General features: G+C 62.9%; 12 protein-coding genes. 9 read left to right on the top strand and 3 right to left on the bottom strand.

Going from position 1 to position 14058, the window contains the following annotated elements:
* Nucleotides 1-131: 131 nt before the first annotated feature.
* Both RXV86_RS21780 and RXV86_RS21785 read left to right on the top strand, forming a co-directional pair.
* Nucleotides 132-1157 (top strand): glycosyltransferase, encoded by a 1026-nt coding sequence (locus RXV86_RS21780; RefSeq protein ID WP_316302673.1) that lies wholly within the window; start codon nt 132-134, stop codon nt 1155-1157.
* A complete protein-coding gene (locus tag RXV86_RS21785; protein ID WP_316302674.1) occupies nt 1154-2716 on the top strand; it encodes a glycosyltransferase family 2 protein in 1563 nt (520 codons plus the stop codon). Before RXV86_RS21780 ends, RXV86_RS21785 begins: the two co-directional genes overlap by 4 nt.
* Nucleotides 2717-2738: 22 nt before the next feature.
* On the opposite strand, the gene RXV86_RS21790 is transcribed toward RXV86_RS21785, so the two are convergent.
* A complete protein-coding gene (locus RXV86_RS21790) occupies nt 2739-3515 on the bottom strand; it encodes a sulfotransferase (RefSeq protein WP_316302675.1) in 777 nt (258 codons plus the stop codon).
* 157 nt (nt 3516-3672) lie between these two features.
* Between RXV86_RS21790 and RXV86_RS21795 the strand changes: the two genes are divergently transcribed.
* From RXV86_RS21795 to RXV86_RS21815, 5 genes are all read left to right on the top strand, one after another.
* The gene (locus RXV86_RS21795) at nt 3673-4635 is read left to right on the top strand and encodes a GDP-L-fucose synthase (RefSeq protein ID WP_316302677.1); all 963 of its coding nucleotides are present in this window, start codon (nt 3673-3675) and stop codon (nt 4633-4635) included.
* A 129-nt stretch (nt 4636-4764) separates the two neighbouring features.
* Entirely contained in the window at nt 4765-6186 is a 1422-nt protein-coding gene (locus RXV86_RS21800; RefSeq protein WP_316302678.1) for a mannose-1-phosphate guanylyltransferase/mannose-6-phosphate isomerase, read from the top strand.
* A 21-nt stretch (nt 6187-6207) separates the two neighbouring features.
* Entirely contained in the window at nt 6208-7131 is a 924-nt protein-coding gene (locus RXV86_RS21805; RefSeq protein WP_316302679.1) for a hypothetical protein, read from the top strand.
* Nucleotides 7128-8435, top strand: coding sequence for a hypothetical protein (locus RXV86_RS21810; RefSeq protein WP_316302680.1), 1308 nt, complete (start codon nt 7128-7130; stop codon nt 8433-8435). The genes RXV86_RS21805 and RXV86_RS21810 overlap by 4 nt, the downstream gene beginning before the upstream one ends.
* Nucleotides 8428-9369, top strand: coding sequence for a hypothetical protein (locus RXV86_RS21815; protein ID WP_316302681.1), 942 nt, complete (start codon nt 8428-8430; stop codon nt 9367-9369). Before RXV86_RS21810 ends, RXV86_RS21815 begins: the two co-directional genes overlap by 8 nt.
* 7 nt (nt 9370-9376) lie before the next feature.
* On the opposite strand, the gene RXV86_RS21820 is transcribed toward RXV86_RS21815, so the two are convergent.
* The gene (locus RXV86_RS21820; RefSeq protein ID WP_316302682.1) at nt 9377-10057 is read right to left on the bottom strand and encodes a DUF2793 domain-containing protein; all 681 of its coding nucleotides are present in this window, start codon (nt 10055-10057) and stop codon (nt 9377-9379) included.
* A 117-nt stretch (nt 10058-10174) separates the two neighbouring features.
* On the bottom strand, nt 10175-11194 hold the full coding sequence (locus RXV86_RS21825; protein WP_316302683.1) for a replication initiator protein A: 1020 nt from the start codon (nt 11192-11194) through the stop codon (nt 10175-10177).
* 432 nt (nt 11195-11626) lie between these two features.
* On the opposite strand from RXV86_RS21825, the gene RXV86_RS21830 reads away from it, so the two are divergent.
* Nucleotides 11627-13012: an AAA family ATPase gene (locus tag RXV86_RS21830; RefSeq protein WP_316302685.1), complete on the top strand. Its 1386-nt coding sequence runs from the start codon at nt 11627-11629 to the stop codon at nt 13010-13012.
* Nucleotides 13013-13057: 45 nt separating this feature from the next.
* Nucleotides 13058-14050, top strand: coding sequence for a ParB N-terminal domain-containing protein (locus RXV86_RS21835; protein ID WP_316302687.1), 993 nt, complete (start codon nt 13058-13060; stop codon nt 14048-14050).
* Nucleotides 14051-14058: the final 8 nt, after the last annotated feature.

The raw sequence follows: 14058 nt of genomic DNA on the forward strand, positions 1-14058 counted from the left end.
CAGGTAGGGAAACCGTTTCATTGTCCTGTGCAGATTCCACCACCGCATGTGCGGGTTCCTGCCATTGACAACGCCGGGCCCGACAGTGAAAAGACCCGCAGTTTCATTTGTTTCAGATGTAGGGCCATCCGATGAAAACCGCCGCATTTATCGGCCATTCGTTTCATGCACAGACCCGTTCCAGCGATTTCTTCCAGGAGATTCTGGCCAGTGAATTCGAGCTTGATACGTTTTCCTTCGATCCCGGCCACCTGGGCGAGTTCGATTACCGTGGGTTGCTGACCGGAGAGTATGATTTCTACTTTTTCTGGCAGTCCGAAGTGATCGCATCGCATATCTACAACAACCTGAAGGGTCAGGTCGTGATGATCCCGATGTATGATGCGGCGATCCATCACCAGCCGGAATTCTGGCGTGCTTTCCCACGGGTAAAGTTCATCTCGTTCAGCTCGCAATTGCACACAATCCTGCAGAATGCGCGCTGCAACAGCACGCTGGTGCGCTACTATCCGGAGCAGGGCCAGCGAAGCTGGAGCCGCAAGGACCCGGTCTCGGCCTTCTTCTGGGAACGCCGCCCGGGCGAGGATTACGATGCCCGCGCCGTGATCGACATCTGCCGATCCCAGAATATCGGGCAGCTCCATATCCACCTGGCCGCCGATTTCGGCACCCCGGCCAGCGAGCGGCAGGGCGAGCTGGAACAGCTTGCCCGGGACGGCTTCCCGCAGGTCGCACTGAGCTTCAGCGAATGGTACCCGTCCCGTGCGGACCTTTTGGCCGAGTGTCACCGCCACCCGATCTATTTCGCCCCGCGCGCCACCGAAGGCATCGGGATGAGCTTTCTCGAGGCGATGGCCCATGAACAGATCGTCATCGGCCCGGACCAGCCGACGATGAATGAATATGTGGCCGATGGCGTGACCGGGTTCCTGCTGAATTCCGACTTTTCCCTGCCGGAGTATATCGACCTGACCCCGAACCGCCTGCACCGGATGGCCAGCACCGTCCGCGATCACATGGCGCAGGGGCGGCAGGACTGGCTCGAGGATGTGGAACGGCTGAAACAGAGCCTGGCCCCGGGCAACGTGCCCAACGTGTCGGATCGCGGCTCGGCGTTCGAGCGGCAGGTTCGGGTCAATGCGGGGGCCCGGGCATGAAGATTTCGGTCATAACGGTTGTTCTGAACCCCGAGCCGGATTTCGCCATGACGGCGGAAAGCATTCTGGCCCAGGATCACGATGACGTGGAATGGGTCGTGCTGGATGGCGCCAGCTGGTCCGGGGTGGGGCGCGCCTATCTCGAGCGTTACCGCGACAGTTTCGATCAATACGCCTCGGCCCCCGATAACGGGGTCTATGCGGCGATGAATGAAAGCTGGAAAATGGCGACGGGCGATTACATCGTCTTCCTCAATTCCGGCGATATCTTCTTTCGCCAGGACAGCCTGTCACAGGTGGCCAAGGCGCTGCGCAAGCGGCCCGACATCCTTTATGGCGACCATGATTTCGTCTCGGGCGGGGCGCATCATTTCCGCAAGGCGGCATCGATGGATGTCATCGTGGGCAAGCTGCGCCGGGGCGACATTGCCGGAACCTGGCATTCGCGCTTTCCCTGCCACCAGGCGACCTTCTATCGCCGTACCCTGTTCGAGACCATGCAATATGACGAACAGCTGCTGATCGTGGCCGACCACGACCTGATGCTGCGCGCCCATGCCGACGGTTGCCAGATCGCTTATCTCAACCAGACCGTCTGCCGCTATTACGGCGGCGGCTACTCTGCCAAGATGCTGGAACGCTGCGTGTCGGAATGGACCGATACCTACAGCCGGTTTTCCGACCACCCGCAGAAGATCATGCAGCATTTCATGGGCAACCGCCGGTCCGCACCACCCCTGGCCGAGCAGAACACCCATATCATCGACGGCCATTACCCATATGAAAGCCCCCACCCCAACATGGGCAATCAGCATTTCGCCTGGGTCCGGCTGGAAGGGCTTCAGGTGCTGTCGATCACCGAAAGCGCTGCCGAAGAGGATCAGCAGTTCCGGGTCAAGGGCGTGTCACGCTTCAACCAGGACATGACCATCTTCCGCAATGGCGAAGAGCTTCTGTGCCAGCAGGTGCAGGCCGGGCCTTTCACCCTTGCGGCCGATATAGGGGCCACCGGTCTCGGGGATACGTTCCGGGTGGTTTCGGAGCATTCCACCCGGCTGGGCGAACAGGACAGCCGCGTCGCCGGCTGGGCCGTGATCGATGCCTCGATCATCGCTCGCCCTAAACCGGACGCTGCCCCGGAAACCGGGGGACCGGATCAGCCCGCCGGGGTCCGGGTGCTGAACAGCAATGTCAGCGAAACCTATAGCGAGGTGCTGCTGGCCGTCACCCCCGAGACGGGGTCGAACGCCGTGACGGGGGTTCCGGTCCGGGTGCAGCTGTTCAACCAGCATATCGTCCTGGAATTCCGGCCCGAGGATGCCCCGAAAGTGGCCGTCCCGGCCCATATCCCGGTGGAAGGCGACCAATGGGGCACATTCGCCCGGCTGGACGTTTCCACTGGCCCCGAACCCGCCATCGCAATGCTGGAACAGGCAAAAGACACCCCCTCCGGCGACGTGGACCTTGGCGATATTTTCCTGATGGTGCTGAAGGACTGGACCGGCGTGCTGGACAAGGTCGCAGCCACCACACCGGACTTCGCGGACCGGCTCTCCTGACGGGGCGCCGGAGCGGGTCGGATCAGCCCTGGGATGCCCCTTCGACGGGCGCGGTCAGTTTTGGCCAGAACCGCAGCTCTTCGGCGCATTCCTGCATCACCGCCTCACGGGTGTCATCCGAAAGCTGCCGCGCGTCATATTGCGAGGCGACCTTGCCATGGGGCCGGTTGATCCGCTTGTTGCTTTGCAGGAAATCGCGGAGCAACTGCCGGGCCTCCTCGTCGAGATCCAGGTGGTTGCTCACCTGGTTGCCGACCTGGCCGGGTTTGTTCAGCATGTCCTGCTGGAAGATGTCCATGTGGCTGCCCTCGGGCAGTTTCTGCCGCGCGTTGCGCCAGGCGGCGCTGCAATTGGCCCAGCGACGGGCCACTTCCATGTCCTTGCCCTGCAGTTGGTCCGGCCAGGTGGCCAGGTTCGAGCGCACCGCGTCGTCGGGGCGGCGGTAGAGATAGATGAACTTGGCCGTCGGGTAGAGACGCGCCAGTTCCGGGGCGGCGCGGACCTGGTCGATATCCGGGGTCTTGTCGATCCAGTTGAGTGCGTCGGGGTTACCGTCCACGCTGAAGGCGGCGTTCATCGCTCGGGCGAAATTGGCAAAAAAATGCTGTTTCTTTTCCTCGTCGCGAAACACGCAATTGCCATTGGTCTGGTTGGTGCGCACCCGGCGCAGCCCTTCGGTGAACAGATAGAAGGCATGCCCCTCGAGCGAGAAGGATTGCAGCATCGGAAGCTGGCTCAGGGCGGAGGCCAGGGCAGTGGTCCCGGACCTGGGAAACCCAAGAATGAAAATCGGACCCATGACCCACTCCTCGTTTACAAATTACCCTTTCCTATAGTGTCCTCGGATAGGCACCGCAAGCCTCGCCCCGGGGTTGCACCGCCTGGGCCCGGTGCGTATGGAAGCGCCAGGCAGGTTACTCTTTTTGCCACCCACTTTTTGACCGGGAGGACCATTCATGCGGATATTCGTTGCAGGACATAAAGGCATGGTCGGCGGCGCCATTCTGCGCCGCCTTAAGGCCCGTGACACCGACGAGCTGATCACCCGAAATTCGGCCGAGCTGGACCTGACAAACCAGGCCGCGGTGCGCGATTTCATGCAGGCCGAAAAACCCGACGCAGTGATCCTGGCCGCCGCCAGGGTGGGCGGGATCGTCGCCAACAACAGCTACCCGGCGCAGTTCATCTATGAAAACCTGATGATCGAGTGCAACGTGATTCACCAGTCCCATGCCGCCGGGGTCCAGACCCTGTTGCAGCTGGGCTCGTCCTGTATCTATCCCAAGATGGCCGAACAGCCGATGGCCGAGGCCGCGCTTCTGACCGGCACGCTGGAGCCGACCAACGAGCCCTATGCCATCGCCAAGATCGCCGGGATCAAGCTGTGTGAAAGCTATAACCGGCAATATGGCCGCGACTACCGCTCGGTCATGCCGACCAACCTCTATGGCCCGGGCGACAATTTCCACCCCGAGAACAGCCATGTTCTGCCCGCCCTGATCCGCCGCTTCCACGAGGCTACGGAAAACGGCGCTGACGAGGTCGTGGTCTGGGGCTCGGGCAAGCCGATGCGCGAATTCCTGCATGTCGATGACATGGCCGAGGCCTCGATCTTCGTCATGGACCTGCCCAAGGAAACCTATGATGCCGAGACCGAGCCGATGCTGAGCCATATCAATGTCGGCTCCGGCGTCGACGTGACCATCCGCGAACTGGCCGAAACCGTCGCCGCGGTCACCGGGTTCAAGGGCCAGATCACGTTCGATGCAACCAAGCCTGACGGCACCCCGCGCAAGCTGATGGATGTCAGCCGGCTGAAGCGGCTGGGTTGGGGTGCGCGCACCGGTTTGCGCGACGGAATCGAGAGCACCTATCGCTGGTATCTTGACCAGCCCCAGGAGGCGATTCGCGCAAAATAAGGCCGATGATCGCTTTGTTTGCAACTGCGGCATAACTTTGCCGTACACCCCTGCAAAAGCTTGCTTTCCAAGGGGGCTTCGGTGATACCGGGCCAGAGTACAATCTTTGGTTTAGAGGGTTTTTGACACATGATCACCCCCGTCCTGCTTTGTGGAGGTTCCGGCACCCGTCTCTGGCCGCTGTCGCGCAAAAGCTACCCCAAGCAATTCGTGCCGCTCCTGGATGACAAGACCCTGTTCCAGGCCTCGGTCGAGCGTCTTTCGGGGGACGGGTATGCCGCCCCGCTGGTGCTGACCAATTCCGATTTCCGCTTCATCGTCACCGAGCAGCTGATGGAAGAGGGCATCGACCCGCAGGCCGTGCTGATCGAACCGGAAGGGCGCAACACCGCCCCGGCGGTCCTGGCCGCGGCGCTGTGGCTGGAGAAATCCGACCCCGAGGCGCTGATGCTGATTGCGCCATCCGATCACGTGATCCCGGATTCGGCGGCCTTCCGCGCCGCCGTGGATGCCGGGGCCGAGGCCGCCAAAGGCGGCCAGCTGGTCACCTTCGGTATCCACCCGACCCATGCCGAAACCGGCTATGGATACCTGGAACTGTCGGCCCGCCCCGCGGACGGCAGCACCGACCCGATCGGGTTGAAACGCTTTGTCGAGAAACCGGACGCAGAGAATGCCGAGGCCATGGTCGCCTCGGGTGACTACCTGTGGAATGCCGGTATCTTCCTGTTCTCGGTTGCCACCATCCTTGATGCCTATCGCGCCCATTCCCCGGAAATGGTCGAGCCGGTCAAGGCGGCCATCGCCGAAGGCGCGCCCGACCTTGGTTTCTTCCGCCTGGCCCCCGAAAGCTGGGCCGGGGCGACCAACACCTCGGTCGACTACGCGGTGATGGAGCGGGCCGACAACCTGAGTGTGGTGCCGTTTGCCTCGGGCTGGTCCGACCTGGGTGGCTGGGACGCGGTCTGGCGCCAGAGCGCGCGCGATGAACGTGGCGTGGCCCTGTCCGGCCCGGCCACGGCGATTGACTGCGACAACACGCTGTTGCGTTCCGAGGATCCGACCCTCGAAGTGGTCGGGATCGGGCTCGACAATATCGTGGCCGTGGCCATGCCCGACGCGGTGCTGATCGCCGATGCCAACCGGGCGCAGGACGTCAAGAAGGCGGTTACGGCGCTCAAGGCCAAACAAGCCAAGCAGGCCGAGATGTTCCCCAAGGATCACCGCCCCTGGGGCTGGTTCGAAAGCCTGGTCGTCGGCGACCGGTTCCAGGTGAAACGTATCCATGTCCATCCCGGTGCGGCCCTGTCGCTGCAAAGCCACCACCACCGCTCCGAGCACTGGATCGTGGTCGAAGGCACCGCCAAGGTGACCGTCGATGACGAGATCAAGCTGGTGAGCGAAAACCAGTCGATCTATATCCCGCTGGGCGCGGTGCACCGCATGGAAAACCCGGGCAAGGTGCCGATGGTCCTGATCGAGGTGCAGACCGGCTCGTATCTGGGCGAGGATGACATCATCCGCTACGAAGACATCTATGCGCGTGGCTAGGGTCAACAGGATATTTCGGACATGCTGATCTGGCACGATCCCTATAATGAAACCGACACCCTGGTGATCCTGCTGGCCGAGCTGTCGGGTGACTCCACGGTCCTGGACACGACGGATGCGCTTGCAGATGCGTTGGACGAAGAGGATGCGAGTAACCCCGTCCTGTGTCTTTACACGCGGGCAGACATCGCCGTGGCGGAACGCATGGAACAGGGTGACACGGCCACGGACGCGGTCGAAACCTGGGCCGATCAGGCCGCGTTCCTGCTCGGGAAACAGCGCCGTCACCGGCGGCGTGTGACCCTTGTTGACGCCGATCTCGTCCGCAACGCCCCGGTTGAATTTCTCGACTGGCTGAAACTGGAGGATAGCGAAAGCTTTGCCCCGGATCCCGCCCCCGAAGGCGACCCGGTGCTTTTGATGATTGCCGAGCTGGCGCTTCAGGCCAACCCCGCGGCCCAATCGCTGGCCGAGGAATTGCAAGCCGCCTCGGTCACCTTCTCCGAGACGGGCCTCGCGGCCCCCGCGCTGCCCGAAGCGGCGCTGGACAGGTATGTCGCCGAGAAGGCCACGCTGCAGACCGCGTTGCGCGCCCGCGAAAGCGAGATTGCCAAGCTGCGCGAGAGCCAGAGCCTGCTGACCGGCCAGAACCGGACCCAGAACATGGAGCTGAGCCGGCTTGGCAAGGAGCTGAGCCAGATGGAAACCCGGCTGGCCCAGCTCAATCAGGGCCTCGACAGCTATCAGGTTCAGGTCAGCACCCTGCAGGAGAAACTCCGGCTCAGCACGGATCGTCTGGCCGACAAGAACCAGTTGCTCGACACGCTGGCCGAACAGCTGAAGCAGCGCCAGGACGAGATCGACCGGATCATGCAGTCCAGATCCATGCGTCTGACCGCACCCATTCGGCGTCTGGGCCGGCTTTTCCGGAGACCGGGCCCGTGAGCGATTTCCTGGCCAGCCACCTGCGCAATCTCGACACACCACCCGGGCTTGCAGTCTGTCTCGGCAACGAGGCCGCCAGCCTGCTGCCGCTCTGTCTTGAAATCGGCACCGAGCATGTCGTCGTGACGGAACCCGATCCTCGGGCCGCAGCCCGGTTGCGGCATATGACCCCGGACAATGCCCAGGTCACCGTGATCGAGTCGATGATCACCGACAGCACCGGGATGGCTGCGCTCAGCACTCTGTCGCTGCACCGTTTTTCCGGCCTGCGGGACGTCACCGGGCTCAGCACGCTGTTTCCCAGCCTGCGCGAAACCGGCACGACCGAGGTCGCGACCATGGATGTGGCCGGGCTGCTTGAACAGCTGCCGGGACCGGACAGTTCGAAGCCGCGCGTACTGATCCTCGGCCCCAATGGCGAGGAATACCCCATCCTGACTGCCCTGGCCGCACAGGGTGCGCTGCAAGACTTCGACCAGGTCTTTCTGACCCTGCCGGAAATCGCGCTGTTCCAGGATGGCGCCACGACGGCCGAGCTCACTGCCCTGCTCGCAGAAAACGGATTCGAGCGCGCGGCATGCGATACCGGGGACCCGGATATTCCCACCTGCCATTTCCGGCTGGACCGGAAGGCGCTGAAACAGGCGCAGGTTCAGGAGGGCATGCGCCGGGAACTGGAACAGCTGGCGGCACAAAACACCGACCTGCAGGCGCAGCTCACCCGCTTGCAGGATGACAGCAGCGTGATCAATCAGGCCGCCGAGTCGGCAAAAACCGAGAACCAGGAGCTCCGGCAGCAGCTCGAAACCGTCCGGGCCGAGCTCGAAGAGGCCCGCACCCATGTAAAACGCGCCCAGGATACCACCGTGGCGACCCGAAGAGAGCTGGCTGCCGCCCAGGACCAGGCCACCGAGGCCAGCACCGAAGCCGAGACACTCCGGCAACAGCTCGAAGACGCCCGGGTCGACATGAAACGCACCCAGGATACCACTGCGGCCACCCGGAACGAGACCGAGACGCTCCAGCAGAGTCTGTCTCTGGCGATCCGCACACAGACGCTGCGCGAAAACGACCTGCGCGATCTGCAAAGCCAATATGCCGCCCTGCGGGAACAGGCCGCCGAAAGCGACAGGCTCATTGCGCAGCTGAGCCGGCATATCGGGCAGGCCATCGAATACCTGCCGACACCACGCAGCCGGTCCGGCAAGGCAACCACCGGCAAGATGGCAGCCAAAACGACAGCCACCAAAAAGACGGCCCCGTCGCGGGGCCGGGGCACAATCGGACCTGCGCGCGATGGCTGACGCCGGCAAGCTCACCCAGCTGCGCCAGGAGCTGGAACAGGCCCGGGCCCTGTTGCCGGACCCCGCCACGCTTGACCCTGCCACGGACAGGCGCAGCCCCCCCCCCAAGGACCTGGCGACGGCGTTGAAATCCTGTCAGCGGCTGCTCAAGGGACGGCCCGCGCTGGACCGCCCGGCGATCCGCACCATCCATCATATGGCCTGCACCGGGGGCACGCTGTTGTCCCAATGCATTGCAGCCATGCCCAATACCCAGCTTCTGAGCGAGATCGACCCGACCAGCCGCGCCGCGCCCCAGATCATGTTTGGGCCCACCGACCTGACCCGCCTGCTGCGCAATGCCTCGCGGCCATCCGGCTCGGCCCTGGAGATCAAGGTGTTCCTGGCAGGGCTCAAGGTCATCTACGAGGACAACACCCGCGCGGGCAGCAGCCTGATCCTGCGGGAACATTCCCATGACCACTTTCATTCCGGCGACCTCGAGCCGTCCCGCTCGACCCTGCACGAGATCCTGAAGGATCATTACCCGCTGCACAGCCTGGTCACCGTGCGGCACCCGCTGGATTCCTATCTCGGCCTGCTGAAAAACCACTGGCTGAATTTCCCCGACGCCAGCTTCACGGAGTATTGCCGCCGCTACCTGCTGTTCCTCGATCGCCACGCGGGGCTCGACATTCTGCGCTACGAGGATTTCGTCACTGACCCGGAAACGCATATGCAGTGGATATGTGATCACTTCGAGCTGCGCTTCGAGCCGGAGTTCACCCATCTCTTCGGTGCCATCCACCTCTCGGGCGGCAGCGGTCGTCGCGGCAACGAGATCAGCCTGCGCCCACGCCGCCCCCTGCCCGACGGGTTGTCCGGCGAGCTGGAAGACAACGAACCCTACGCCCGGCTCTGCACCCGGCTCGATTATTCCGCCGACGCGGGTTGAGCCGGGATCACTTCCAACGCCCGATCGCCGTGACCTCCACCACCGGGGCGGTGGCATCCGAGACGAAGCGCATGGCGCGAAAACTGGCGCTGGCGGGTCCGGCACAATGCGCGCTGACCAGGGTATCCTCCAGGTTGGTGTCACTGCCCTGCACCGCAGGCCGGCTGCCCGTGGCGAAGGCCTTGGGGAAATTCCAGGCCGTGGCCGTCGCCCCCTGGAACCCGGAGCCTGCCGCGCTGGTGGCCGCATCCAGCGTCAGGCTGTGATTGCAGATCTGGGTTCCATCGGCAAAGCGCACATAGTCGCCATCCGTACCACTGCCGCGCTCGATCACTGCGCCGTCTGGCGTGCCGCCCGTGTCCGACACCGTGCCCACCAGGGTTTGCGTGTCATAGAAATGGCGCCAGGGCTGCCAGCCCGCACCATCGGAGGTTTTCACCCGCCAGGCATTGGCATCGCGCACGGCCAGCATGTCCGCCTGTCCGGCCCAGTCGCCGCTCGGGGCCGCTCCAAGCGCATGAATTTCACCCTCGGCCGGCGCAAGCGGCGGGGTTTCAGCCCCAAACGCCACCACACTGAGCTGGACAATCCCGTCCAGCCGCAACAGCGCCTCGTTATGGGTCACGTGTTTCTGCGCCTGCGACGGTTGAATATAGGGCAGCTCCAGCCGGGTGGACTTCTGGGACATCGCGTCTTCCTCGCTTGGGTATTTGCAACCCGGGCTTGATACGCGGCCAAATCTTGCCACGGCATAACCTGCCCGTGCGGGGCGTTAAGACAATGTCAGGGGATGAGGGCGGGTGCCTCAGCCATCCTTGAACCGACGCCGCACCCAGCCAAGGAACGCCTTGTCGGGGGATTTCGCAGGCTGGGTCTGGGCCGCGGCCCAATGCCGCCACTCGGCCTCCAGCGCATAGACATCGGCCCCGGGGGCAAGGGCACGGGCCGCCTCAAGCGTCTCGGGTTGCAGCGGTGCCTCCAGCGGTTCGATGACCTGGCCGCGACGGGTGAAGCGGATCAGGTCGCCCTCTTCCTCGGCCATGGAGTAATCCGGCAGGTGATCGGCCGCGATCATCTTGCGCAGCGCGGCGCGAAACACCCGCAGCGGCGCGGCGCTGCCCGATTTCTTGTGCAGGGTCGCCACGCTCACCCGCCAGCTGGGTTGGCGCCCGCAATGTTTGCGCACCAACTCGTACACCCGCCGTTCCAGCGGCTTGCGCAGACGAAAATAATCCCGGCTCAGCGTCAGAACCGATTTCGACAGCACCGCGCGATAAAGCCACTCGCTCAGCGTCACCACCACGCTGACCATCCGTCCGCCACGGCTGCGCCGCACGATCTCCCAGCTTTCGATCAACCCGAAGCCGGTCGTCGTCTCGGTCTCGCCGGTGGTCATGTTGGTGGTGACCCGCGTGCCCGCCAGCCGTTCGAACGCTTCTTTCAGCCGCGCATAGGCATCGCCCGAGGTATCGCGATTGGTTGCCACCAACAAATCATGCGCCTTGAGCTGCAAGGTGCGCGAAATCTCGCGTCCGGCATTGGCCGCCGCCATCAACTGGCTGATGCAATAGATCAGGATGTCCTTGTCATGGATCGTCGCCCGGCCCCGCACCGATGGCGTCACCTCCACCGCGATCCCATTATGGGCATAGCTCAGGATGCGCCGGTCCGGCTTGGTCGACAGCGAAAAGATTGGGTGCTCCATCGAGCCCAAATCATCCTTGGGCGCGGCATCAAAGATGTCACAGACAAAGAAATCCGCCGTCGGATGACGGTTGGGCAAAAGCCCCGAACCGGCTGATACAACACTCCCCTGCCCTGACATTGGCACCTGTTATCCTGTCCCTACCCCGTGTGATTCTGCTGCTCTGTTTATCGGGGTTTCAGTGACGCTGAGCCTAGAGTTATCCACAGGTCCTGTCCAGCGGGGCCACGCAAACAAACGGAGGTTCAGAGTCATCCAAGCGTGGGATCAGAGTCATAAGAACGTGGGATCAGAGTCAGGTAACACCGGAAAAGACAGATCAACCACTTGATTCAATGAAAGGATTCAAAGCACGATGGACTCCTTAACTAATAAATAACAAAAAAATAACTCTGCAGGATAGGATGCACTCCGCCTGCACAGACAATTTACACCGGAAAAGTCACGGATTTGCTTAGAAAAGCGCTATGAAATCCGAAATATGTGCTCAAAAAACTTCCATGTTCGCGGTTTTTTGGTATCTTGCAAAAAACAACGAACATACGAGCGGTCATGGCACAGGACACTTCCCTGCCCCCCTATTTCAACATTGATCCCGATCAGGCGCTTGCGCAACTCGGATCTCCCACCACGACGCAGGGCTTCGGCTCTATGGCCCGCGCCTGCGCCGCCGGGCGGCAAGATCTGGCCAGCCGCGGATTAAACGAGGATGGCGGACGGCAATTGCGGATGTTCTCCACCTGGGAAATCACCCGTTACCTGATCCCCGTGGCCACCGGCCATTTCCGCCGGGTGCTGAAGCAAAACCCCGATCTGCCCCAGGGTCGCTCTGAAACCGAAGGCGGTGCCAAGTGGTTCACTCTGGACGAGGTGCTGCGCCTGCGCGCCCATTTCGGTCAGGAGGGATCGAAATCCAAGGAATACCTGCCCTATCGACCCAAGGGGCAGCCCGCCAAGATGGTCGCCGTGGCAAACTTCAAGGGCGGCGTCGGCAAGACCAGCACGGCGGCGCATCTGGCCATGTCGGCCGCGCTTGATGGCTACAAGGTTCTGGTGGTTGATCTCGACAGCCAGGGCTCGATGAGCTCGATCTTTGGCGGCAAGGTCGAAGATGAATGGCAAACCGTCTTCCCGCTGATGGCGCGGCATTACGCCGGGCACCTGCGCAGCGCCAACCAGCGCCGGGTCGATCAGGGCGAGGCGCCGCTGCCGCTGGATGACACGCTGACCGAGGCGCTCGAGGTCAAATCCCAGGACCTGATTCAGGAAACCCACTGGCCCAATATCGACCTGATCGGGGCCCAGCTGAACCTCTACTGGGCCGAGTTCCAGGTGCCGGTCTGGCGCATGCAGGGCCGTGGCTGGAAGCTGTGGGACGCGCTGACCGACATGTTCGCGGTCGACGGGGTGCTGGACGCCTATGACGTGATCTTCCTCGATACCCCCCCGGCCCTTGGCTATCTGACGATCAACGGGCTGGCGGCGGCGGACATCCTGCTGGTGCCGCTTGGCGCCTCCTTCCTCGAGTTTGACAGTACCGGTCGCTTCTTCGACATGCTGCATTCCACCTTCGGGTCGATCGAAGAAGCCGAGAACATGGCCGCCCGCGCCCTGGGCCGCGAGGGGCTGGCTTTTGAGTGGGACGCGGTGCGCGCGGTCGTCACCCGCTATAACGGCGCTCAGCAGGCTGAACTGGCCGCCCTGATGCAGGCCTATCTGGGGTCCACCTTGTCGCCGCACCGGCAGGACTTTACCGCGCTGATCGGTCAGGCCGGTGAACAGGTGCGTGGCATCTACGAGGCCGATTACCGCGATTTCAACCGCGAGACCTATGTCCGGGGCCGCGAAACCTTTGATGCCACCTATGCTGCCTTCAAGAGCCTGCTTCTGGGCAGTTGGCGGCGGGATGAACTGGCGGCACAAGAGGCGGCAGAGTGAGCGTTTCGCGCGCGAAACATTTGGAGAGAGTGACAGGAGAGTAGCATGGCCAAGAGAAAACGCCTGACCCCGGCCAATCCGGTCTACGATCCCGACATGAGCGGCGGCGCAGGCCCCCTGCCCGCGTCCCGTGCGCCGATTGCCGATATCGCCTCGGACAGTTCCGCCCGTGCCGCGCTGAACGAGGTCACGGACGAGCTGACCCGCGCCCGCGAAGAAGGCCGCATGGTTCTGTCCTTGCCGCTTGAGCAGATCGATCAGGGATATCTGGTACGTGACCGGGTGGCGGTGGATGCGGACGAGATGCAGGCGCTGATGGCATCGATCCGTGAGCGCGGGCAGCAGGCGCCGATCGAGGTTCTGGCGCTGCAGGATGGCCGCTATGGCCTGATTTCCGGCTGGCGGCGCTGCCGGGCTTTGGCCGCTCTGCACGACGAAACCGGCGATCCGGGTTTTGGCCAGGTGCTGGCGCTTCTGCGCAACCCGGCGGAACTCTCCGACAGCTATCTCGCCATGGTTGAAGAGAACGAGCTTCGCGCCAACCTGAGCTATTTCGAGCGCGCCCGGATCGCGGCAAAAGCGGTCGATCAGGGTGTGTTCGAGACTGAAAAGACGGCGTTGCTTGCGCTTTTCAAAACGGCCTCCCGCGCCAAGCGCTCCAAGATCCGCTCTTTCCTGCCGCTGGTTCACAGGCTGGATGGGGCTTTGCGCTTTCCGCAGGCCATCGGCGAACGGCTAGGCTTGGCCCTGTCCAAGCGGATGGTCGAGGATGCGGGTTTTGCCAGGCGTTTGAGTGGGGCGTTGAAGCGGGCCAATCCGGCGCAGGCTGAGGACGAATTGAGACTCTTGAATCAGTCTCTAAAAGGCGGTTTAGAGACTAAATTGGCTGCAGAACCCCCGGCTTGGACCGACACGGATATTCGCCCCGGCCTGACCCTGCGGCGGCATCAGGCAAGCGGCCGGATCGAGCTGCACGGTAAAGGGGTCACCGCCGATCTGCATGACCGGCTGGCGGAGTGGCTCAGGGCTCATAAATAGGGATTGCG

Origin of the sequence: Aliisedimentitalea sp. MJ-SS2, assembly GCF_032586155.1 — a bacterium.
In the GTDB taxonomy this organism is placed as follows: domain Bacteria; phylum Pseudomonadota; class Alphaproteobacteria; order Rhodobacterales; family Rhodobacteraceae; genus JAWHTC01.